This window comes from Streptomyces sp. NPDC059371 (assembly GCF_042751995.1).
In the GTDB taxonomy this organism is placed as follows: domain Bacteria; phylum Actinomycetota; class Actinomycetes; order Streptomycetales; family Streptomycetaceae; genus Streptomyces.
In genome coordinates, this window is sequence record NZ_JBHYXD010000006.1 from 59,938 (window position 1) to 82,714 (window position 22,777).

General features: G+C 71.0%; 21 protein-coding genes. 13 read left to right on the plus strand and 8 right to left on the minus strand.

What is annotated here, in order from left to right; all coding sequences use genetic code 11:
- Positions 1–14: 14 nt before the first annotated feature.
- The 6 genes from ACFXGX_RS05630 (at position 15) to ACFXGX_RS05655 (ending at position 5,220) form a co-directional block, all read left to right on the plus strand.
- Positions 15–641, plus strand: a complete 627-nt coding sequence (locus ACFXGX_RS05630; protein WP_384784995.1) for an HD domain-containing protein — start codon at positions 15–17, stop codon at positions 639–641.
- Positions 642–854: 213 nt separating this feature from the next.
- Complete coding sequence (locus ACFXGX_RS05635) at positions 855–1,403, plus strand: hypothetical protein (protein WP_384784998.1); 549 nt, start codon at positions 855–857, stop codon at positions 1,401–1,403.
- 120 nt (positions 1,404–1,523) lie between these two features.
- Positions 1,524–2,141: a VOC family protein gene (locus tag ACFXGX_RS05640; protein ID WP_384785001.1), complete on the plus strand. Its 618-nt coding sequence runs from the start codon at positions 1,524–1,526 to the stop codon at positions 2,139–2,141.
- Positions 2,138–3,781, plus strand: a complete 1,644-nt coding sequence (locus tag ACFXGX_RS05645) for an FAD-dependent oxidoreductase (protein ID WP_384785004.1) — start codon at positions 2,138–2,140, stop codon at positions 3,779–3,781. The genes ACFXGX_RS05640 and ACFXGX_RS05645 overlap by 4 nt, the downstream gene beginning before the upstream one ends.
- Before the next feature lie 295 nt (positions 3,782–4,076).
- Complete coding sequence (locus ACFXGX_RS05650; protein WP_384785007.1) at positions 4,077–4,499, plus strand: hypothetical protein; 423 nt, start codon at positions 4,077–4,079, stop codon at positions 4,497–4,499.
- A 91-nt stretch (positions 4,500–4,590) separates the two neighbouring features.
- The gene (locus ACFXGX_RS05655; protein ID WP_384785010.1) at positions 4,591–5,220 is read left to right on the plus strand and encodes a GPP34 family phosphoprotein; all 630 of its coding nucleotides are present in this window, start codon (positions 4,591–4,593) and stop codon (positions 5,218–5,220) included.
- Positions 5,221–5,238: 18 nt separating this feature from the next.
- Here ACFXGX_RS05655 and ACFXGX_RS05660 read toward each other — a convergent pair whose 3' ends face one another.
- From ACFXGX_RS05660 to ACFXGX_RS05695, 8 genes are all read right to left on the minus strand, one after another.
- The gene (locus ACFXGX_RS05660) at positions 5,239–6,291 is read right to left on the minus strand and encodes a GNAT family N-acetyltransferase (RefSeq protein ID WP_384785013.1); all 1,053 of its coding nucleotides are present in this window, start codon (positions 6,289–6,291) and stop codon (positions 5,239–5,241) included.
- Entirely contained in the window at positions 6,288–8,186 is a 1,899-nt protein-coding gene (locus ACFXGX_RS05665) for a DUF4910 domain-containing protein (protein ID WP_384785016.1), read from the minus strand. Before ACFXGX_RS05665 ends, ACFXGX_RS05660 begins: the two co-directional genes overlap by 4 nt.
- Positions 8,176–10,167, minus strand: a complete 1,992-nt coding sequence (locus ACFXGX_RS05670) for an aminotransferase class I/II-fold pyridoxal phosphate-dependent enzyme (RefSeq protein WP_384785019.1) — start codon at positions 10,165–10,167, stop codon at positions 8,176–8,178. The genes ACFXGX_RS05665 and ACFXGX_RS05670 overlap by 11 nt, the downstream gene beginning before the upstream one ends.
- Entirely contained in the window at positions 10,164–11,384 is a 1,221-nt protein-coding gene (locus ACFXGX_RS05675) for a hypothetical protein (RefSeq protein WP_384785022.1), read from the minus strand. The genes ACFXGX_RS05670 and ACFXGX_RS05675 overlap by 4 nt, the downstream gene beginning before the upstream one ends.
- Before the next feature lie 35 nt (positions 11,385–11,419).
- Complete coding sequence (locus ACFXGX_RS05680) at positions 11,420–12,505, minus strand: alkaline phosphatase family protein (RefSeq protein WP_384785025.1); 1,086 nt, start codon at positions 12,503–12,505, stop codon at positions 11,420–11,422.
- Between the two features lie 50 nt (positions 12,506–12,555).
- Positions 12,556–12,729 (minus strand): hypothetical protein, encoded by a 174-nt coding sequence (locus ACFXGX_RS05685; protein WP_384785028.1) that lies wholly within the window; start codon positions 12,727–12,729, stop codon positions 12,556–12,558.
- 267 nt (positions 12,730–12,996) lie between these two features.
- Positions 12,997–13,809 carry a metallophosphoesterase family protein gene (locus ACFXGX_RS05690; protein ID WP_384785031.1) on the minus strand — a complete coding sequence of 271 codons (813 nt, stop codon included), beginning with the start codon at positions 13,807–13,809 and terminating at the stop codon, positions 12,997–12,999.
- A gap of 146 nt (positions 13,810–13,955) precedes the next feature.
- Positions 13,956–14,837 carry a nucleoside-diphosphate kinase gene (locus ACFXGX_RS05695; RefSeq protein ID WP_384785034.1) on the minus strand — a complete coding sequence of 294 codons (882 nt, stop codon included), beginning with the start codon at positions 14,835–14,837 and terminating at the stop codon, positions 13,956–13,958.
- 434 nt (positions 14,838–15,271) lie between these two features.
- On the opposite strand from ACFXGX_RS05695, the gene ACFXGX_RS05700 reads away from it, so the two are divergent.
- The 7 genes from ACFXGX_RS05700 (at position 15,272) to ACFXGX_RS05730 (ending at position 22,707) form a co-directional block, all read left to right on the plus strand.
- Positions 15,272–16,597: a nucleotidyltransferase family protein gene (locus ACFXGX_RS05700; protein ID WP_384785037.1), complete on the plus strand. Its 1,326-nt coding sequence runs from the start codon at positions 15,272–15,274 to the stop codon at positions 16,595–16,597.
- A gap of 58 nt (positions 16,598–16,655) precedes the next feature.
- Positions 16,656–17,660 (plus strand): ABC transporter ATP-binding protein, encoded by a 1,005-nt coding sequence (locus tag ACFXGX_RS05705; protein ID WP_384785040.1) that lies wholly within the window; start codon positions 16,656–16,658, stop codon positions 17,658–17,660.
- Positions 17,657–18,424, plus strand: coding sequence for an ABC transporter permease (locus ACFXGX_RS05710; protein WP_384785043.1), 768 nt, complete (start codon positions 17,657–17,659; stop codon positions 18,422–18,424). The genes ACFXGX_RS05705 and ACFXGX_RS05710 overlap by 4 nt, the downstream gene beginning before the upstream one ends.
- The gene (locus ACFXGX_RS05715; protein ID WP_384785046.1) at positions 18,421–19,239 is read left to right on the plus strand and encodes an ABC transporter permease; all 819 of its coding nucleotides are present in this window, start codon (positions 18,421–18,423) and stop codon (positions 19,237–19,239) included. Before ACFXGX_RS05710 ends, ACFXGX_RS05715 begins: the two co-directional genes overlap by 4 nt.
- Before the next feature lie 58 nt (positions 19,240–19,297).
- Entirely contained in the window at positions 19,298–19,885 is a 588-nt protein-coding gene (locus ACFXGX_RS05720) for a histidine phosphatase family protein (protein WP_384785049.1), read from the plus strand.
- A gap of 352 nt (positions 19,886–20,237) precedes the next feature.
- Positions 20,238–21,737, plus strand: coding sequence for an MFS transporter (locus ACFXGX_RS05725; protein ID WP_384785052.1), 1,500 nt, complete (start codon positions 20,238–20,240; stop codon positions 21,735–21,737).
- 187 nt (positions 21,738–21,924) lie between these two features.
- Positions 21,925–22,707 (plus strand): hypothetical protein, encoded by a 783-nt coding sequence (locus ACFXGX_RS05730; protein ID WP_384785055.1) that lies wholly within the window; start codon positions 21,925–21,927, stop codon positions 22,705–22,707.
- Positions 22,708–22,777: the final 70 nt, after the last annotated feature.

Below are 22,777 nucleotides of genomic sequence, written 5' to 3' on the forward strand. Positions count from 1 at the left end.
GCATACTCGGCGGCATGACTGATCACAGCGCCCACGGAGACCTGACCGTGCCCGTCGCCCCCGACACGGCCGCTTGCGCCGCCGCCCTCGAAGTCGCCACCGCGTACTGCTCCCCCGCGCTGCTCAACCATTCGGTGCGGTCCTATGTGTGGGCCTCCGCGTACGCCGCGCGGCAGGGCATCGAGCACGACGCCGAGCTGCTGTACGTGTCCGCGGTGCTCCACGACATCGGCCTGGTCGCGGAGTTCGACAGTCACACGGTCGACTTCGAGGTGGCCGGCGGGCACGTGGCCTGGGTGTTCGCGGCGGGTGCGGGATGGCCGACGGAGCGTCGGCAGCGGCTGTCGGAGGTCATCGTCCGGCACATGTGGGACACGGTGGACGTGCGGGAGGACCCGGAGGGCCATCTGCTGGGGCGGGCCACCGGCGTGGACATCTCGGGTCGGCATCTGGACGATTTCACCGCCAAGTTCCAGGCGGACGTGCTGGCCCGCTACCCGCGCGCGGGCCTCTCGGACGAGTTCCTGGCCTGCTTCCACGACCAGGCCGCGCGCAAGCCGCAGAGCTCACCGGCCGTGTCCGTCCGGGGCGGCCTCGCCGAGCGCGTCCGGGCGAACCCGCTGGACCGCCCGGTCGGCTGATCCACCGGACGGAAACGTCGCGTGGCCCGATTCCTCATGGCGGGCGTCTTCCGCACTGCGAGGTGCCGGACGGATGGCCGCGGACGTTCTCCTCGTGCGCGCACGTCCTGGCCGCCGGATACTCGATGCGGGCCCGATACCTCCCAACCGCAGTCCAGGCGCTGAAGATCATCGACCTTCCTTCCTGGCCCCGACCGATGAGGAGATTGCGTCATGCGCTCCCAAAGGATTCCGCTGACTCCCCTCGAAGCGGTGACGGCCGGCCTGCTGGCCGGGGCTGTGGGAACGGTGTGCCTGGATGCCGTCCATTACCTGAAGTACCGTCGCACAGGCGGGACGGACAGCCCGCTCGCCTGGGAATTCGCACCGGTCGAGAACTGGGAGAAGGCCCCTGATCCGGGGCAGGTGGCAAAGCGGGTGATCGAGGGCTTCACTCAGCGCCGGCTTCCTGATGGTTCCGCCTGGCTCACGAGCACCATCGCTCACTGGGCCTACGGCTCGGCGGCCGGCGCCGCCTACGGCATCCTGGCCGGATCACTGCCCAGGCCCTCCCCCGTGTATGGCCTGCCTTTCGGTGCCGCGGTGTTCGCCGGTGACTACGTCGCCTTGCCGATCGCGGGGCTCTACAAACCGATCTGGCAGTACGACGCCACGACCGTGGCCTGGGATTTCGCCGCGCACGTCGCCTACGGCACCGGCACCGCGATCACCTTCTGGCTGATCGGCCGACTCGGCATCGGCGCCGTCGGCCACTGTCGGTAGGCCAGCTGCCGGCCCCGGCGTGGACCGGGTCACCGTCCACCGGATTCCCGGACGCGGCCCGCGTCCGGCCGTGCGAGTCTCGTCATGTCGGCATCTTGTACGAGCGGAGGAATGTCAGTCATGGACATGAAACTCGAAGTCGTGGTGGTGCCGGTGTCCGACGTCGACCGGGCCAAGAGCTTCTACACGCGATTGGGCTGGAGGCTGGACGCGGACATCGCCCCGGACGAGAACTTCCGGGTGGTGCAGGTGACGCCGCCGGGCTCGCCGGCGTCGGTCATCTTCGGCGCCTCGGTCACGTCCCAGGCGCCGGGCTCGGCTCAGGGCCTGCAACTGATCGTGGACGACATCAACGCCGCATACGATGAGCTGAAAGGGCTCGGCGCCGAGCCGAGCGAGGTGTTCCACGACGCCGGCGGTGTTTTCCACCACGCCGGAACGGACGCCCGACTGCCGGGGCCGGATCCACAGCGCACGAGCTACGGCTCGTTCCTGTCCTTCAGCGACCCGGACGGCAACGGCTGGCTCCTCCAGGAGATCACCACCCGGCTCCCGGGACGCGTCGACCCCGCGACCACGACGTTCGCCTCCGTGGAGGACGTGGCGAGTTCGCTGCGCCGCGCAGCGGCCGCGCACGGGGTGCATGAGGCACGCACCGGTGCTGAGGACCCGAACTGGCCGGACTGGTACGCCCAGTACATGGTGCGTGAGCAGGCCGGAACCGAACTGCCGTCGTGACCGCGGAGTGGGCCCCGGTAGCGCGGCTGTCCGCGGGCCAGCTCAACAAGCTGGCGGCTCTCGGATCCGAATATCCGGCACCCGTCGGCGAGGTTCTCTTTTCGGCAGGTGACGAGTCCTACGACTTCTTCGTCGTTCTGGAGGGGTCCGCGGAGATCATCGATCGGCTCGGTCAGCCGGAAGAACGGCTCGTCGCGTCATACGGCCACGCGGAGTTTCTGGGTGAGATAGGCATGCTGACCGGCGAGCGCTCACGCTTTGCCGGCGTCATGAAGGGCCCGGGCCGACTGCTGCGGGTGCCGCTGGAGCAGATCCAGACGATCGTCGCGCAAGACAGTGATCTGAGCGAGCTCATCCTTCGGACATTCCTCGTACGACGGGCGAACCTGTTGAGACGGGGTGCGGGTATCACACTCATCGGTTCCCGTTACGACGAACGATGCCGAGTCCTGTTGCATTCGTTCTCGCTCAGCAGGACGGCCGTGGAGTGGCTGGACCTTGAGGATCGGCCGGAGGCCGAGGTGCTTCTGCGAAGGCTCAAGGTATCCCTGGCAGACCTTCCCATCATCCTCATCCCCGGCCGACCATTGATGCGCAATCCACAGCCGGCCGACATCGCTGCAGAGTTCGGAGCATCACCGCACGCGGTCGGCGGTCAAGAGATGTGCGACCTGCTCGTTGTCGGTGGCGGCCCAGGCGGTCTGGCGGCCGCGGTGTACGGCGCGTCCGAGGGACTGACGACCGCCCTCATCGACTCGGACGCCTTTGGCGGTCAAGCCGCCACATCATCGAGAATTGAGAACTACCTGGGATTCCCGGCCGGTCTGCCCGGTGCCGAACTGGCGGCCCGAGGGACGATCCAGGCAGCAAAGTTCGGAGTGCGGCTCCACCGGAACGCCCGCGCGGCAGCCTTCACCAGCGAGGACGGTATACACACCGTCACCTGCGACGACGGCCGGGCATTCAGCGCTCGCGACGTCATCATCGCCACCGGTGCCAACCACCGGCGCCTGCCCGTGCCGGGCATCGAGGCCTGGGAGAGCAACGGCGTCTACTACGCCGCCACGGTTGTCGAGGCGACATACTCGCGCGGACGACCTGTGGCAGTGGTCGGCGGCGCGAATTCGGCAGGTCAGGCGGCACTGTTCCTGGCCCGGACGTCTGATCCGGTGTACCTCGTGGTCCGCGGGGACGACCTTGAACGTTCGATGTCCCGCTACCTGATCGACGCGATCGCCGCCGACCCGAAGATCCAGGTGCGGGTACACACGGAGGTGGTCGGTCTTTCCGCCGACTCCGAGGTGACAGGGCTTGATGTTGTGGACCGGACGAGCCGACGCCGCTCCGCCCTGCCGGTCAGCGCCGTCTTCGTGTTCATCGGTGCCACGCCCTGCACGGACTGGCTCGACGAGCGGCCGGCGATGGATCCCGACGGCTTCCTGCTGACCGGACAGGACGTAGCCCTCCACGCGGGCCGTCGCGTGCCGCTGCCCTTTGAAACCAGCGTGCCCGGGGTGTTCTGCGTCGGTGACGCGCGAAGCGGAAGCGTGAAACGAGTGGCCGCCGCGGTGGGGGAAGGTTCCGCGGCGGTGCGGCTCATCTTCGATCGACGCAGAATCGACGGGGCCGAGGTCCTGTGACAGCCGGCGTGGGGCTGGATCCGTGGCTGTCCGGTACCGACGTCCGCGACAGGACCTCTGGTCCCGGACGCGGTCGCACGCGTGCAAACCAGGAACCTGCTGGTGCGCGGTGCTGGGCGCAGGTGCATTCTGAAAGGTGAGCGTCCCGGTCAGTGAGCCTGCCCAGCAGGCCCTTACGAGGCCTCAGCAGGGCCGGGTCTGCGAACAAGCGTCGGCGAAGCGAGCCAGGCACCCGCGAGGTGCGTACCGGTGACCGCCGACGGACGAGGGTCCATCTCGAACCAGGGAGTAGGTCATGCCATCCCTCCACTTCCACGTGAACTCCTCGATGAGCCCGGAGGAGGTGATGGGCGTGCTGACGAACTTCGGCCCCTCTCGCGTCGAGGAGTGGCCCTCCATCGATGCCGAGCACTTCCAGGTCCATGAGCGGGGCGATACCTGGGCGGAGGTGACCGAGGGCAACGACAAGTCGTGGGAGCGGGCACGCTACGAATGGGACCCCTCGGCGAAGAGTGTCACGGTCACCACTCGGGACTCGGTGCCCTTCGGCTCGGGGGGCTGGCAGTTCCAGATGACTCCCACGGATGACGGCACCCGCGTCGATGTCAGACTGGAACGGCACCCCGACTCGTTCACATCAAAGATGAAGTCCTCGATCATTCCCTTCGCCGGTCCGGTGTTCCGCAAGTCCTTCAAGGAACCCCTGCACACCGTGTAGTCGTGAGGAGGCCGCCGACGACCGGCTGCCCCGGACGCGGGCCGGGTCGGTGGGGACGCTCCGTTGTCGATGTCTCCGAGGGGAGCCGTTCATGACCACGGCGAAAGATCTGTTCATCATCGCCTTGGACCTGAAGCATCCCGTGGGGCAGGGTGACCTGTCCCTCGCGCTCGCGGGAGCCGAGCTGATCGATCTCATCGGTGCGGGGGCGGTCGCCGTGGACGGCGACCAGATCGTGCCGGGTGGACCGCCGCCGGGCGATCGATTCCTGGGCGAGGCCGCGGCAGGTCTCACTCTGCAGGCACCGTACGAGCGGATCGAGGACTGGCTGTGGCGCCGGGGCCGGGACCTCTCGGCCGTGTACCAGGCCGCCCTGGAAGAGAGCGGTGAGCTGAAGCCGCGGCGAAGCGGCCGGTTGTCCTTCGGCTCGGAAAGCCTGGAACCCGTCGATACGCCCGAGCGCCGCCGTGCAGTCGACCGCTGGGAGGAGAAGGAACCCGTCCTGACCGCCCTCGTCGCAGTCCTGAGCATCGATGACGAACGATCCGACGACGAAGGATCCGGCGATGAGACCGGCCTCGACGATGAGACCGGCCTCGATGACGAGCCCGTGACGATGGTGGTGGCCGCCGTCCACGACGCGGTGATGGAACTGGAGGCGGTACGCCAGCGGCGGACCATCGAGAACGCGGCCTTCGCCAACCTCTGGCGCGGCCCCTGAACCGGGCATGGCCACCGGTCAGGCCCCGGACGGGGTGACGCAGGCGTACAGGCGTAGGGGCTTCATGCCGTGGCGGGTCTTCATGGGCTCGTTGCTGCGGCCGCCCTCCACCCAGCGCTTGCGCCACTCGATGGCCGTGCGGATTTCCGTGGCCCACAGAAGGTAGTTGGGGCTGAAGCCGTCGAACGTGGCGTGGCTGGTGCCGCCTGCCCACATGTGCAGACGCTCCTCGTCCAGAAGGACGACCGCGGCGGCCAGCGTGAGACCACCGCGGTCGACGCGGACCACACGGGCGTTGTCGCCCAGGGCCATGACGAAGTCGGTGAAGGCGCCCTCGGGATACATTCCGGCGCTGCCGTACTTGGCCGCCGTACGGCGGGTGAGGTCGCCGACCGTGCGCAGGAAGTCGGGGCGGGGTGCTTCGACGGCGGTCGTGACACCCGCGTCCGCCGCGCGCCGCAGGTATTGGCGGATCGTACGCCGGGTGCGGGCGCCGAGGGTCGCGAGATAGGAGTCGTACGAGTCGAAGGGGTCTCCCTCCGCGCTGTGCAGCGGGAGTTGGTAGCGGGTGACGATCGGCGCCACCCGCCATCCCTTGTCCTGGGCGACGTCGAGGACCGGGTCGCCCTCGGGGACGCTGACGAGTCCCGCGGTCAAGGCGCCGTCGGCGGCGGCCAGTTCGCGCAGCGCGTCCAGCACGGCTCCGAGAACGCGCGCCCGTTGTGCGGGGTTCGTCGCCCGTACCGGCACACGTGTGTCGTAGCAGTACCAGTTGTGCCCGAGGAGCGCCGGGCCGTCGGTGTCCTCGATGCCGACGGCGCGCAGGAAGCCGTACGGGTCGCCCTCCTTCTGGAGGTAGCACGGCAGCACGGCGAGAGTTCGGCCCGCGTCGGAGACCGTCAGATAGCGCGCCGCGAGAATCGGGCTCAACGGGCTTGTCTGATAGGCCCGCAGGTACGCGGGGGTGTAGTGGACGGGCGCGGTGTCCGCCGCGGCGACCTGAATCCACTGGGCGGTGTCCACGTCGTCGATGGATTCGGTGACCGTCACGGTGATGAGCGGCGCGCTCACATCCCTTGCCCTCCCTCTGCCCATTCTCCTTCCCCCTCTCCCTCCCCCTCCCCTTCCTTCACCCAGCCCGCGCCCGCCATCGCGGCCAGGAAGCGCTCCCCGAAGCCCGGCTCCCACCGGATTCCCGCGTCGAGCCGAGCTGTTCGGACCACGTCCGCCGTGCCCGACACTCCGTCGACGCTCTGAGCCAGGGCCATCGCGGAGGCGTAGAACCGGCCCCGGTCCTCGGCGAGGCGGCGTGAGAACCACCGCCGGTCGGACTCGTTCACGGCTCCCATCAGGGCGCGGAGGTTGAAGGGACCCGGCCATGCCCGGCGCAGGGGCGGGCCCCCGTGGCGCTCCACGGGTACGTCGTCCCAGGCCGCCGCGAGGGTGTGGCGCAGACCGTCGAGGAAGGACGCCTGCCGGTCGAGGACGCCGGGGTCGGCGCCGAAGGGCCGCAGGGTGTCCAGTGCGTCGCGTCCGTACCGCGCGTGGCGGGTCAGCAAGGTCGCGGCGAGCGGGTCGTCGTCGGGCGGGAGGCAGGCGGTCATCCGGCGTGCCGTCCAGCGGGTGAGGAGGTGGGCGAGCCGGTCGGCCTCGGGGGCACCTGCCGTCGCGACGACGGCGGCCGCGGACGCGGCGATCGCGGCGGACCTGCGCAGTTCCTGCGGGTCGACCTTGTCCAGTGTGTCGGCGCCGGAGTGGTTGAACCGGTCGGGCCAGTGGCCCAGTTGGACGGCCGGGCAGCCGATCGCGCGGTCGGCGAGGACCGCGTGGTCGGAGGCGCCGACGAACGGGGTCGAACGCCAGCCCCACACGTCGCATCCGACGGCTCCGCTGTAGGAGCGGGCGGCCGCCGGCAGGGCACGCACACAGGCCTCGACCAGGGCGTTGGCGAAGTGCGGGAGGTACTCCGGGCTGCGTTCGACGATCAGCGGGCCTCCGCAGCGCCGTTGGTCCTGGCCCACCATGTCGAGGTCGACGGCCATCGTGGGCAGCGGTCCTCCGCCTTCCTCCACGAGCCGGTGGACGTAGGCGGCGAGTCCGACGAACTCGGGTGCCCAGAGGAACCGGACGGGGCGGCGCAGCGGGCGGGCCGCGAGGACGCGCCCGGCCGCGAGGGCGGCCGCGACTCCGGAGGCGTTGTCGTTGGCGCCGGGGGCGGGGTGGCACAGGTGGGCGGTGATCAGGCAGGCGTCGGGCGACAGCGACGACGACGGCGACAGGTCGGCGTCTCGTGCCGGGGTTCGGGCGACGACCACCGGCATCCGGGCGGGGGTGGTGTCGACGTCGACGATCACACGGGCCCGCTCGCCCCGGCTGTGGGCTCGGTCCAGTACGTCCATCTGGCCGGGCACCACGCTGAACCCGAACAAGGCGCTGCCGCCGGGCAGTTCGAGGCGCCCCGCGGCCTCCGGCCGGGAGGGGCCGGTCGTCACGCAGAAGCCGATCGCCCGCTCGTGGCGTATCCGGGCGTGGAGCTTCGCGTCGAGTCGCGCGGCCGAGGGGACCAGGACGACCGCGCCCGGCGGCCACCCGTCGTCCTGCGCGCGCACGAGAGGAGCTTCGGTGTGCGCGGCGGCCGAGTGGGCGGCGAGGGTGTACGGCTGGGCGGGATAGTCGACCAGCGCGGGCCGGCCCGGGACCGACAGGTGCGCGGCGCGCGGGGTCCAGGACGAGGGCGCGGTGAACGTCCACCACGTGGTGCGGCCGTCGGCGGGAAAGCTCAGAACCTCCACTCCGGCCAGTCCGGCGCGCTCGGCCTCGCCCGCCACGAAGTCGGCCGCGGCGGCGATGCCCGCCGATCCCTGGTAGCGGTCCCACTCGGTGAGCCTGGCGACCCAGCACATCGCCTCGTCGGCGTCGATCCCGTGATGGATCCCGGCGACGAGGTCGGCGAGGCTACCGGGCATCGGCGAAGGCGTCGAGGAAGGCGGTCAGACGGGCTTCGGAGAGCGGTACGGCGATCTTGTACAGGAGGCCGTCCCGGCGGCCGGAGCCACCGGAACCGGGATCTTCCCACGGCCTCCCGCCGGAACCGGGATCCTCCCCCGACCGCCCGCCGAACGCGGTCCCGGAGACGCCCTCGGCACCGTAGGCGACCCCCACTGGGCCGATCTCCTTCACCCGCACCCCACGCTTCTCCCACACCACGCTCGTGGCCCCCCGCTCTCCGTCGGCCGTCACCCACGGCAGACAGCCTGCCCCTTCGGTGACCTTCAGTCCGGCCCGCCGCAAGGCGCTCGCCACGAGCGGCTTCACCTCCGCGATCCGGGTCCGCAGCGCGCCGAAGACGTCACCCCGCGCCAGGAGGCGGAGAGCGACGGCGAGACCCGCCCCACCCGCTCCGAGGGGCGGCGTGATCTCGCGCAGTCGCCGCGTCAACTCGGGTGCCGCGCAAGCGAATCCGACCCGGAGGCCGCCACAGCAGTACCCCTTCGACATGCTGCGCAACACGATCAGGTTCGGGTGTTCGGCGACCGCCGGGACACAGCTCGCGCCGGGCCCGGCGTAGACGGCGTACGCCTCGTCGAGGACGACGGTCGTGCCGCACGCGCGGGCGGTCTCGGCGATCTCCTCCAGCCGCTCCCTTCCGAAGAGGTCTCCGGTGATCGTGGGCCGGTCCAGTACGAGGACCGAGGGGGTGTGCCGGTCGAGATCGGCGGCGAGGTCCTCGAACCGGGTGGTGATCGTCTCGGCGCCGAGGCGGGCGGCCCAGCGGGGCAGGTCCGGGTGGCCGCCGGCCAGTCGCAGCACAGGTCCGGGCGCGGCCAGCGCCGCGCACGCGTGCAGCAGACCGGTGGCACCCGCCCCGGCGGTCACCATGCCGGGCGCGATGTCCAGTCCGAAGTGCTCCGACAGAACGGGTGCGGCCATGTCCGCGGAGTAGGGGTCGGACAGAGGGTAGGCGCGCGAGAGTTCGGCCAGGCCGCCGTCGTCGTACGCGCCGCGGAAAGCGGCGTCGACCCACGGTCGTACGAACTCGAACTCGTCCGGCGACCAGCGCAGGTCCAGCGTGGAGGCGCGGGCCTCGTCCGGCGCGGAGGGACGGGCCCCGTCCAGCGTGGAGGCGCGGGTGTCGTGCCTCCCTTCCCATGCGGTGATCGCCGCCGGGGTGTCGGCCGGGCTCCGGGCGACGAACTGGACGTAGCGCGTCGTCGGGGCGGGCTCCCGGCCGACGGCGAAGTCACCGTCGACGCGTTCGACGGTGAAGCCGGCTCGGGTCAGCAGGTCACGCACCTCGGCCGGCTGGTACATCCGCACGTCGTCGTGGATGACCACGGGCTCCGCGTCACCTCGTCGTACCTCGATCTCGCCGGTGCTGCGGCCGGAGGCCACCCGGTACCTACGACGGAAGTCGGCGCGCAGTCCCTCGGTCTCGAACGTGGCCTCCGGCACATAGTTTCCGGCGATGGCCAGCACGTTGGAGTGGTCGAGGACCAGCAGTCCACCCGGGACGAGCACCCGGCGGACCTCCTGGAGCAGCCGCAGTTGGCGGGCGTCACTCCCCCACCCGAACGACTGGACGCAGACGACGGCGTCGAACTCCGCTACGGGCCAAGGCTGTTCGCGCAGCAGGTCGACGCGCAGCCAGTCGACCCGGACGCCCGCCGCGTCGGCCGCGGCCTCGGCGCGCCCGAGCGCCCATCCCCCGGAGTCGACCCCGGTGACGCTGAACCCCCGTGCGGCGAGCGCGAGGGCGTGGCGACCGGTGCCGCAGCCCAGGTCGAGAACGCGGCGTCCGGGTGCCGAGGTGTCGAGGACGGCGGCGAGGTATCCGGCCTCGGCCGCGGTGCGTTCGGGCGTGTACTCGTGGTCCGCGACGGCCCAGAAGTCCTCCCCGAAGAAGGTGAGATACCAGGGAGGACTGTCCTGGCGGCGGGCATCGCTCATACGGCGTCCGCCCGCAACGCCTCCTGGCGGTGCAGGAATCCGCACACGTCGCACAGGCCGGCGGGGTTGGCCACGCCCTCCTGGAGCACATACCGGCCCCCGCAGACCCGGCACAAGTCGTCGACCAGGGGAAGCAGTGTGCGCTGGACGTTCTCGAAGGCGTTGAAGAGGTAGTAGTCGATGCCCGGCCACAGGTCGTAGAGGTGGTCGGCCACGGCGTAGGCGAGGGAGCGTTCGTCGGAGCCGGTGGTGAACCGGCCCGGTGCTCCCTGGCGGTTGAGGCCGGGTGCGACGAGCTCCAGGTACAGGGTGAGTTCCTTCTTGGTGATGCGGTACAGCGGGAACACGTAACGCAGGGAGCCGAGTTCACGGACCGGGATGCCGCCCATCCGGTAGCCCGTGGTGAACCAGGTGACCATGCTGGCCACCAGGTCGTCGGCGTTGAAGCCGAACGCGACGACCGGGGCGCCCCGGCGTTCGGCTTCCTGTTCCAGCATGCGGCGCAGGACCTGATGGCCGATGACCATGTTCATGTTGCGGTGTTCGCCGGCGACGACCTTGTTCATGACGTCGACGAAGGGCTCGCGCAGCTTGAACACCTCGGCCACGTCGTCGGCGGTGACGACGACGTGGTCCACGCCGAGGCCCGCGCAGGCGTCCAGGGCGGTGCGGAAGGTGGCGGGTTCGTCCCAGTCGGGCAGTCCGGTGATGGTCACCGCGGTCATGTCGACCTCGGGCCAGCGGCCGCGGGTGCGTTCGAGGAGCTTGAGGTAGGCGACGCTGTCCCGGCCGCCGGAGAGCCCGATGACGACCCGGTCTCCGGCCCGCATGGTGGCTCCGGCCGCGATGCTCTGGACGAACGTCTCCTCGACGTACGTCACGAAGGTCTCCGCGGTGAACTGCTCGGTGCGCCGTTCCAGGGTGCCGCCGTGGTCGAAGAGAACGGACTTGGTGTAGACGGGGTCCGGCGCGGCGTAGACGTGCTCCTTGGGCCGGCGCAGTACGTCGAGGTCGTAATGGCGTACTTGGCGCACCTCGATCACGTCGTCGGTTCCGACGACGGCCGTGGCCTCGGGGATCACCTGCCCGTCGCGATGGGCGAGCACGGCGTTCGCCGGGATTCCGTGGAGGCGCAGCACGTCCAGGAGGGGCTGTCCCGGGGTCGCGTGGAGGGTCTCCGAACCACCGGTCTTGTTGCGGAACACGACCGTGCTCACGGGTTCTCCTATCGTGTCGTGTGGTTCCGGGGGGATCAGGGCAGGGCCGGGACGGGTTCTGGTACGGGGTTCCAGGCGGCCAGCGGTACGAGCGTCTCGCCCTCGGAGATGGATCCGTGCTCCCAGGTCACCGTGGGGTCGGGGACGGGGAAGTGGGGGGAGGTGGCCAGGGCGACGACCTCGCCGATGCGGGCGCGGACGGCGGGTGTCGCGGGCAGCAGTCCCCGTGTGTGGAGCTCGTCCGGGGTGAGGACGAGGGCGTGGTCTCCCAGCGCCTCGCGCAGTGCGTCGGCCACGGTTTCCTCGCGCCCGGGAAGCGGATGGAGCCAGCGGACGCGGCCGGCTCCGCCGCCGGGCATACGGCAGTGGGCGGGGGCGTCGAGGCGTGCCCATGCTTCGGCGAAGACCGGGTCGGGGGTCACCTCCACCTGGCCGTGGTCGGCGTGGGCGAGGACGCTCCAGCCGGTTTCGGCCCAGCGGGCGGCCGCCGTGTCGAGCAGCGACAGCGCCTCGCGCAGCCGGGAGTCGTAGCCGGACCGGTGGATATGGTCGTCGAGGTTCACGTAGGCCCACAGCAGCGGCGGGGCGTCGTAGGCGCGCGCGAGGACGGCCTCGACCTCACGCACGGTCCGCTCGACCACGCTTACCGGGTCGATCGTGGGTGTCGCGGCGGCGGACGGTGACGGCACGATCCGGGCGCCGTGCAGCAACGCGTCCACCCATGGACCGGTCAGCCGCTCCAGTTCCGCGCCGATCGCGAGGGCGGTCCGGCCCGACGCGGCCGCGCGGTCGAAGAGTGTGGGTCCCGCGTGCAGCAGCGCGCTGCCGGGGGTGCTGGGGGAGCCGAAGGCGTATGTTTCCCCGGTGACGAGGTGGGTGACGCAGTCGGCTCCGGGTGCGCGGTAGACCATGCCCACGGCGCCGTGGACGCCGGGATCGGTGCCGGTGACCGCGGTGAGCCAGGCTGTCGTCGACGTGCTCGGGAAGGTGGAGCGAAGTGGCCGGATATGTGCGTGCCGGAACGCGGACTCGGCCACTTCGAGCGACAGGCCGTCGACCGCGAGGACGCACAGCCCCCGAGGAGCGGCGCGCAGGGTGCCCGCGACGACTTCGGTGACCACGCGCAGGTCGGCGGACGCTGTCGACTGTCCGCCGACGCGCGACGCCGTGCTCAGAAGTTCGGCACGCAGTCGGTGCAGGTGGTGCGGAACTTGACGATGTGCGCGGCCTGCCGGTCCGTGATCATGCGTTCGACCAGGCGCGGTAGCAGCATGACGGGCGCCGGGGTCGACGTCCGCGTCACCTCGGTGGGTTCTTTCGCGCTGGGAAGTGGAGCTGTTCGCATGGATTCCTCCTGCCGGGAACGGTGCCAGAGAAACGTGCCAAACAACTTGCCAATTTTGCATGCACAGGTCAGCACACCGCGAGCTCACATGTCAACGTCATGCCGGAAATCCGCCGTCAACTCGCTTTCTGTTTCCTGAATTTGACGGAACGAGAAATTCCGTCGAACGAGCAGGTCCTATCCAGCAGGCCTTTGTGGATCAACGGACCCTTATGGATCAGCGGACAGTTGGATCAGCGGACAGTTGGATCAGCGACCCCTGGCGGATCAATTGACGAAGATCAGTTTCTCCGCCTCCACGACGATCATTTCCGGATCGGGCGCGTTCTTCAGGGTGTCCGCGTACCGTTCCGAGTCCGGGTCGGCGACGCGGTGCGCACGCGCGACGGCGTCCTCGACGTCGTAGCGAGTCGTACTGAGCCGGACGTCGGGGCCCAGCAACGCCCAGTACGCGGTGCCCGGTTCGCCCGTGTGGTACGGCAGCCCGACGCTGCCGGGGTTCACGCTGCGCAGGCCCGCCACGGCCCGGTCGAACTGGAGGTGCGAGTGTCCGGTGACCAGGACCCGCGCGTCGATGGCCGCCGACAGCTCGGCGAACCGCTCCGGCGGTGTCCCTGGCGTGACCAGCTCGTGGTCACTGCGCGGCGAACCGTGGCAGAAGTGCACGGGTCCGAGTCCGTCGATCTCGACGACGAGCCCGAAGGGGAGACGGTCGAGGAAGGCGATGGCCTCGGGCGAGTGCTGTGCGGCGATCCACGACTGACGCGGGGTGTCAGCGGTCCGCGCGGCCGTACCGATCTGGGCGGCGTAGCGGTCGGCGTTGCCCCGTAGGCACAGGGCGCGGTCGCCCAGCGCGAGGATCCGTTCGTACGTCTCCTGCGGCTGCGGCCCCCACGTCAGATCGCCGCACAGGACGACGAAGTCGGCGGCGGCGACGTCCGGTTCGGCGAGCACCGCGTCGAAGGCGGGGATGTTGGCGTGCACGTCGGAGAGCACGGCGACGCGGGCCGCCGGCCCGTACCGGCGTGGCGGTCCTTCCCAGTTCGCGGGGCCGTGCAGCTCGATGTCGGCGTCGGTCATCGGGGCCTTCCTCCTAGTGATTGGGGGGTTCTCGGTCGGGCGGGGCCGGGCGTCCAGGGTTCGGGGCAGGGCCCGTGCGTTCAGGGCCTGTGGCTTCGGGGCTCGGGCAGGCATGTGCGTTCAGCCGCCGGGCGGGGCTCGCGTGTTCAGCGGTCCGCCGCTGTGGTGGCCGGGGGCCCGGCCGGGCGGAGGGCGCGGGGGTGGCTGAGGCGGGTGCCGGGCGGCGGCCCGATCAGCGGCCGGCCTTCGGAGGGGAGGCCCTCCACCAGTTCCGCGGCGATCACGATGCGGTCCCACAGCGGAGGCCCCTCCGCGTCCGCGGCGAGCTGTTCCACCCGGGCCAGCAGCGATTCCGGTTCGGCCGGGCGGCGCGAGGTGTCACCCGAGGGCTGACGCCGGGTGGAAGTACCGGAGGGCACCGGCCGGGTGAGGGGGTGGGCCGGGTGAGTGGCGTACAACTCGCCTGCCAGGGCGGCTGTTTCGGTCGCGCCAGGTGGCGACACGTCGGCGGCCAGGAGGGCGAGTGCCTGTTCCCGCCGTCGGGGCAGCAGGACGCCCACCTCGCGGATCAGGTCGGCCGGATCGTCGGGAGCGTGCAGGAAGTTCAGGCACATCAGCTCGCATCCGAGCGCCCCGCGCAGTGAACCGCCGTCCACCGAGCGGTTCTTGGACGACCCCTTCAGCTCGGCGAGCCGTTCCGCCGCGGTCGTCCCGGTGCGTTCGGGACCCCGGGTGTCGCGGAGCGCGACGAAGACACAGGGCGGTCCCGACTCGAGAATCATGTCCACGGCCCGGATGACCGCCAGGGGCGCCGCGTTGATCTGGTAGCGCCACAGCTCCCGGCACACCCGCGCGTCGACCCGGACGGTCAGAGCACCCAGGGGCTCGAATCCGTGCCCTGCCAGGAAGGCGAGCGCGGGCTCGACACGACGCCCGACGACGGCGTCCGGCTTGAACATCACGAAAGTCGACCGCAGCAGAGCGCGGTCCGCCCTTTCCGTCTCCCAACCGTCCAGCAAGGCGGCCATTTCCCGGAAATACACGTCATCGGGATAGGTGCGACGCCTTACCGGATCATGAGTGAGGGGAGCCCTCAACCACGCGTGGACCGTCATGCTCCTCCGGCATTCCGCTTGTCCGCCGGGCCGGAACGGCACCCGCGCGGCACGCCAAGTCCGCTGTATGCAAAGCAAGTTGCATCATTGTCATGCACCATTCGAGGGCAATACGCTGAGGCTACTTTCCATGACCGACCACATCAAGGAGGGTCCCATGAGTGTCGCCTTCAAGCAGGTCAAGGTCCGCCCGAAGCCGGGCAAGTAGTCGTCCGTCGAATGCGATCGGGATCCGGATCCGGGCCTGTTCGCCCTCCAGCGATCCTGATCGCATTCCTCCTCGGCCACCGCGGAGGCCCCCGGCCCGGGGGCCCCGTCCACCTTCGTGCACCGGGGCGGAGCCGGCGTTGACAGACGCACCGACCGGAACGGCGACGGACGTGGAGGTGACGGCCGCGACCGTCCTCGCCCTGCTGGACGCCGGGCCGACGACGTCGCGTCAGGCCGTATTGCGAACCGCCCGCGACGGCCGCCACAAGCTCGCCGCGACCCTGCTGAGCCTGTGGGCCGAGGGCGGCGAAGCGCTCACCGAGGCGGAGGCGGCCGAACTGCGCCTGCACCGGGAACGCGTCGACCACTACCGCCGCGTCTGGTCCGGGCTGCGGACGGCGGCGCCCGGCGTCTCCCTCCTCAAGGGGATGACCATCGCCGGCCTCTACCCGTCAGGGGTGCTCCGCGCGGCCGGTGATCTCGACGTCGTCTGCCCGGGCCACGCGGACCTGTGGGGCTGCGCACAACAACTGACATCGACAGGATGGGAGTTGGCGGCCTTCACGGTCAGCCCCGCCAGGACCGGCGACTCCGTGCCCCTGCATCTGGGAGCCGAGTTCCGCAGCCCGGCACCCGAGCCCTCCCCCGACCCCTACGCCGTCGGCCTGTTCACCGCGGAGATCGTGACCGAGGTGCGTGCCCCGGCCTGGCAGCTCACCCGCCCCTCCCGCTCCCCTCTGGCCGTCTGTGCGGTCGCCCTGGTGGCGGAACGGTGGGAGCGCCCCTTCCGCAGCCGCGATCTGCTCGACCTGGCGCTGCTGCTCCAGCACCTCGACGACACGGGCGTACGGCAGTTGCGTACCGACCTCGCCAGGACCGGTCTGTGGCCGGAGTGGCGGGAAGCCCGGCGCGCCATGGCCCGGCTGGGCTGGCGTCCCGCCGTGGCGCCGCCCCACAGCCGGGCTGCCGCCGTGCGTGCTCGGCTGCTGCGGGCGGCCCGCACCGCGGCGCGCTGGAGCAGCCCGGTCCGGGCGCCCGCTCTGCTCGCCCAGTCGGGCATCGAGGGCGCAGGCGGCCGCTTCGCGGCACTCGCCTCCGACCTGGCCCACCGCGGCATCGGCGCGCGGCGACTGCTCGGCGCGGGGTTGCCGCTGTTCGGTGTACCTCTGAGCGACGAACCGGCCGACCGGCTGCGGCTGGACGACGTCGGACGTCATCTCGTGGCACGGACTCCGCTCGGCTCGTTCCTGCTGGTGTCCGGGGCCGCCCGGCAGGAGTGGCTGGACGAGGCGGCGAGCGGCAGCCCGGTCGCCGCGGAACCCGCCACCGCCCCGGCCGCAGCGGAACCCTTCACCGCCCCGGCCGCCGGGAAGCCCTGCGGCGGCGACCCGGTCGCTGGGGAGCCCTGCGCCGACAAGGCTGTCGAGGAGCCCCGCTCGACCTCGGTAGAGCCCGGCACGTGATCCTTCCGTGCCGATCGGCAGACACCAGTCCGACGACCCCCACGGGAACGGGAGCGCGATGACGGACAGCGGAAACGGCGGAGGTGGCGTCGCCCGTCCGGGCAACGGCGAACCGGCAGTAGAGACAAGCGGGTTGCGGCGGGAGTACCGCACACGGCGCGGCCCGGCCGTCGTCGCGCTCGACGACGTCTCCGTCACCGTGGAGCAGGGCGAGGTGCACGGACTCCTCGGCCCCAACGGGGCGGGCAAGAGCACCCTGATGAAGATCCTCTCCACGGTGCTGCTGCCGACCTCCGGAGCCGGCCGGGTGCTCGGCTACGACCTCGCGACAGAACACCGCCGGATCCGGCCCCTGCTCGGCATCGTGTTCGGCGGCGAACGAGGCCTCTACCCCCGACTGACAGCACGTCAAAATCTGCGCTACTGGGCCGCCTTGTACGGTCTGACGACCCGGGACGGCATCGCCCGCACCGACGCGCTGCTCGACGAACTCGGGCTCGCCGAGCGCGCCGACGACCGGGTGGAGACCTTCTCCGTGGGCATGCGCCAGCGGCTCCACCTCGCGCGCGGCATCATCGGCGACCCCCGCGTCCTGCTCCTCGACGAGCCGACCAACGGCCTGGACCCGCTGGCCGCACGGCAGTTGCGCGAACTCATCCGGCGGCTCGCGGGCGAGGGACGTACCGTGCTGCTCGCCACGCACGACCTGGCCGAGGCCGAAGTGCTCTGCGACCGCGTCACCATGATCAACCACGGGCGGGTGGTCGCCGCGGAGGCCCCGAGGACGCTCGCCCGCCTCGTCGCGCGCCAGGATCGTATACGGATCCGAGCCGAGGAACCCCTGGTCGCCCAGGTGCGCGCGCTCCCGGGGATCCTCGGCACGGAACCCGCCGACGACGGGACCACACTCGTCACGGTCGAGAACAAGGAAGCCGTGGGCCGTGTCCTCGCCTTCGTCGTCGAGCGGGGTGTGACCGAGGTCCGCACCGAGCTGCCCGGCCTCGAGGAGGTCTACCTGCAACTCGTGCACCGGAACGAGACGCGCAGTGTGGTGAACCGGTGAGCCTGCTCGCGGCGGCCGGCCGGTTCCAGGGACGCCTGGTGCTCACCCACCGCGACTACCTCATCGACCTGGTGCGCACACCGCTGCTCGCCGCGGTGTTCCTGCTCCTGATCCGGCACAACGAACGCCCCGACCTCCTCGCCAACGGTCTGCTCGCCCCCGTCCTGATGGGCGTGTGGAGCATGGCCATGCTGATCTCCGGGGAGGTCGTGGACAACGACCGCTGGCTCGGCACGCTGGAGCTCCAGATCGCCGCGCCGGTCGACTTCGCCCGGGTGGTCCTCAGCCGGGTCTGGGTGAGCACCGCGATCAGCCTGCTGACGGTGCTGGAGGTCGCGGCCGTCGCGATCCTCGGCTTCGACACCGTCCCCCACGTACCGCATCCCGGCGTCTTCGCCGTGGCGCTCCTGGCCACCGCCGTCGCCACCGCGGGCACCGCCACGTTGATGGCCGCCCTGTTCGTCGCGACCCGGACGGCCCGCACCTTCCAGAACTCCCTGAGTTACCCCGTCCTGCTGCTCGGCGGGGTGTTCACCCCGCTCGACCGGCTGCCGGAGTGGACCCATCCCGTCGGCCGCCTCATCTATCTCTCCTGGAGCTCCGACCTGCTGCGCGACGCGCTCGGCCCGTCGGCGGTCACCTCCGTCGCGTGGCGCACCGGTGTCGTCCTCGGGCTCGGCCTCCTCACCGGGGCGGGCGGATGGCTCCTCCTCGGTCGGGTCGTACGGCTCGTACGCGAGAACGGGACGGTGGGGCTGCGATGAGCCGCACCGCGGACGGCATCAGGACGGGCCGTCGCACACGGGTGCTCGGCTGGGCGGCACGCGCCGGCGCCGCCGACTACGGCACCGTGTTCACCTGGAAGACCTGGCTGCTCGGCTGGTTCGTCCGCATGCTCGCCCAGGTTCTGTTCTTCGCCACCATCGGCAACCTGCTCGGGCCGGGACAGGCCCGCTACCTCCTGGTCGGCAACGCGGTGGCGCTCGTCGCGCTGCACGGCATGTTCGCGACCGCGTCCACCACCTGGGAGCTCCAGAACGGCACCCTTCCCCTGCTGGTCGCCTCGCCCAGCAGTCCCACGCTCGTCCTGGTCGGGCGGAGCCTCTTCTGGCTGCCGGACGGGGTGGCCTGCGGACTGGGCGCCGTTCTCCTCCTCGGTCCGGTGGCGGGACTGAGCCTGAGCGTGGCATCGGTGGCTCTGCTCTCCGCCCTGCTGATCCTCGTCGCGGTGACGAGCTACTGCCTGGGCCTCTTCCTCGGATCCCTGGTGCTGACCACCGTCGACCTGCGCAACGTCGTGTCCAACGCGGCGTTCACGGTGATGCTGATCGTCTGCGGCCCCGAGGTGCCCGCGGACGCCGTCGCCCCCGTCCTCGCCGGGTTCGGCCGAGTACTGCCCCTCACCCACGGACTGCTCGCGATCCGGGAGGTACTGGCGGGCGAGGCGAGCGCGCACACCGCCGCACTGGCCGGCTGGGAGACACTGATCGGCGCGTGCTGGCTGGCGGCGGCGCTGACCGTACTGGGCCTGCGGGCCCGAAGGAGCAGGCGGGACGGGGCGGCCCTCTTCCTGACGTGATGGCCTCTTGGCCGGAAGCGTGCGGCCGTTTCCTCAAGATCGGATAGCGTGCGCGGCCATGGGCGAACTGATAGTGATCAGACACGGTCAGACCGAATGGAGCCTGTCGGGCCGGCACGCCGGTCGTACCGACGTTCCGCTGACGGACGCGGGTGAAGCCGCGGCGAGGGCACTCGCCCCGAGGGTGGCCCGACGCCCTCTGGTCGCGGTGTTCAGCAGCCCGTTGAGCCGTGCCACACGGACCGCCGAACTGGCGGGCCTGACGGGTGTCGAGCCCGATCCGGACCTGGTCGAGTGGGACTACGGCGGCTACGAAGGCCTGACCGCGGCGCAGATCCGGGAGCGGCGGCCGGGTTGGAACCTGTGGCGGGACGGCGTCGTTCCCGGCGACGCCGACCATCCCGGCGAGCGGATCGAGCAGGTGGCCGCGCGTACGGACGCGGTGCTGGACCGGATCCGGCCGATGCTGTGCGACGGCGATGTCGCCGTCGTCGCGCACGGTCATCTGGCGCGCGTACTCGCCGCACGCTGGCTCGGCCTCGACGCCTCCGCCGCGCGCCTGCTCGGCCATCCGCATCCTGGCACGCTCAGCTTCCTGGCCACCGAGGACGAAGAGCCGTTCATCGCCGCCTGGAACGTCCCGTAGCCCGAGCCCCATGCCCCGGGCCCGCGGTGAGAGGCGCCAAGCGCAGTGGCACTCCGGCGCTCCCGGCGACCACCGGGAGGGATTCGGCTGCGCGGGGCGGTACGGCCGCGCCATGAGGTCGGCTGCGCGGGCGGTACGGCGCGCGGGGCGTACGGCGGCGGGGCGAGGGTCGGCCACGCGGGCGGTACAGCGGCGCGCGGGGCAGGGCGGCGGCGGTGCGAAGGTCGACTGTGCGGGCCTGGCGGCGCGTGCGGGTGCCGCCGACCGCCTCGTACACCCCCTTTCGGCTACGACCCGCGCGCGGAACGGCTCATTCCCCGCGTTGGGCGGGGTGGCTGCTTAGCGTGACCCCATGACCACTGTCCAAGCCCCGCCCGCCCCCGACCACCGGCGGTGGAAGGCGCTCGCCGTCTGTCTGACGGCGGGCTTCATCTCGCTGCTCGACACCTCGATCGTGAATGTGGCGCTGCCCTCGATGGAGCACGGGTTGGCCGCCTCGGAGGCCGCCCAGTCCTGGGTGGTCTCCGGGTACGCCCTGACCTTCGGGCTGGTGCTCGTCCCGGCGGGCCGGCTGGGTGACATGCGGGGGCGGCGCCAGGCCTTCCTGGCGGGGCTGGCCCTGTTCACACTGGCCTCGTGGGCGTGCGGCCTCGCTCCCAGTGCCTCCTGGCTGGTGCTGTTCCGGCTCATCCAGGGCGCGGCGGCGGGCATGGTCGCACCGCAGACCTCGGGGCTGATCCAGCAGATGTTCCAGGGCGCGGAGCGGGCCAAGGCGTTCGGTCTGCTGGGCAGTGTGATCGGGGTCTCGACGGCGGCCGGACCGCTGGTGGGGGGCGTGCTGATCGACGCCGTGGGCACCGACGAGGGCTGGCGCTGGGTGTTCTTCGTCAACCTGCCCATCGGAGTGGCCGCGTTCGTCGCGGGACTGCGGCTGCTGCCCCGGTTCCCGGTGTCGACGGGCCGGCGGGAGGAGTTCGACCCGTTCGGTGTACTGCTCCTCGGCGCCGCCGTGCTCGCGCTCATGCTGCCGCTGGTTCAGGAGCAGCAGTGGACCGGGCGGCTGAAGTGGGCCCTGCTGCCGGTCGGCGCGCTGCTGCTCATCGGGTTCTGGGCGTGGGAACGGCGCCAGAAGCTGCGCGGGCGGGCGCCGCTGGTCGATCTGGACCTGTTCTCCCTGCGCTCCTTCACGCTGGGTTCCCTGATCAGCCTCACCTACTTCGCGGGCTTCACCACGGTCTTCTTCGTCTACTCCCTGTTCCTGCAGAACACGGCCGGATACAGCGCGCTGGCGGCCGGTGTCTCGGTGCTGCCCTTCGCGGCCGCGTCCGCGGTCGGCGCCGCCGTCGGAGGCCGGCTGGTGATGCGCCACGGACGCAAGCTGGTCGTCTTCGGCTTGCTCCTGGTGGTGGTGGGGCTGCTCGGGGTGGTCGTGGCGGTGCAGTTGGTTCCGCTGGAGAGCGTCGGATGGGCCACGGCCCTGCCCATGGTCGTGGGCGGGCTCGGCTCGGGCCTCACGGTCTCCCCCAATACGACGCTGACCCTCACGCGCGTGCCCGTGCAGCGGGCCGGCGCGGCCGGCGGCGTGCTTCAGACGGGGCAGCGCATCGGCTCGGCGGCCGGGATCGCCGTGGTGGGCGCGGTGTACTTCGCTCATCAGGCCAACCACGGCCGTTCCGTGACGGCCATTCAGCTCGGGCTGCTCACCGCCGTCGGAATGAGCGTGATCGCCCTGCTGCTGGCCATCGCCGACCAGCGCGTACGCCAGGCACACCCCGAGCCGGAACGGGCCACGCCGACAGCCCGACGGGGTTTCGAGGAGGGCGACGCGGAGGAAGTGGTCCGACGCGGCTGAAGAACCTGACACGGCCGAGCGGTCACGACTCCCGGCGCGCGCCGGACTTCGTGGGTGATACGCAACGTACGGTCCCGCGCACCATCACCCCAGCGCGCGGGACCGCGCACGGAACACCGCGAGGACCTCATGACCGACCACCTGGCCGCCGCGGGAAGGCTGTCAGCACGGGTGCGATGCTGGGCGGATGTACGAGACACCCGCCGCACGAGCGGCCGCACGGGGGCCCTTCGCCGAGTCACGGGAAGCCGACGCGCTGCGAGACCTGACCGCCGACGACGGACTCACCGGGTTCATGCCGCCGGCGTCGCCCGACGCGGCCTGGGTACTGCACACCATGTACGAGCACGAGCTCGGGCCGAACGACATGTCTTTGAACGACTATGACCGGGCCCTGCTTTCTGGTGACCGCGACGTCTTCCCGGGCCTCGACCCCGCCGACGTACTCGACGACTTCGCGGGCGAACGCCCCGGCCCCCGTTGGCACAGACTGCGATGGACCGAACTCGCGGGGCGGATCGGTGATCCGGTGGTGCCCGAGGGGCGCTTTCCGTGTCACACTTCCTTCCCCACAATCAAGTCGGGAAGCTGGCCGGCCACGATCCAGGCGCCGTCCGAAGGCCATCTGGCCCGAGCCGACTGGAACCGTCTGATCGACGTCCTCACCGAGCACAGCCGTCTGGGCGCCGACACCCCCTGCCTGGCGTACTACAGCCCGCTGCTGCGCGCGGACGGGGACTACGAGAACCCACGCATCCGCACGGGCAGGCTCGCGGACGCCAAAGTCTTGTACGACCACCCCGAGGAACATCTCAGAAGCCCGTCCAACCTCTGGTCCCGAGACCGGTCCTGGATCGTCTGCACGGACTATGACCTGTGGGCCACAAAGGTCGCCGGCCCCGTACAACTCGTCGAAGCACTGCTCGACGACTCGGAGATCGAAGCCGTCCGACTGCCCTGGGCCACCTGACCATCCTCGCCCGCGCCCGACTCCGGGGGGCTTGGCCCTGGCAGAATGCCCGCATGATTCTGATCCGAAA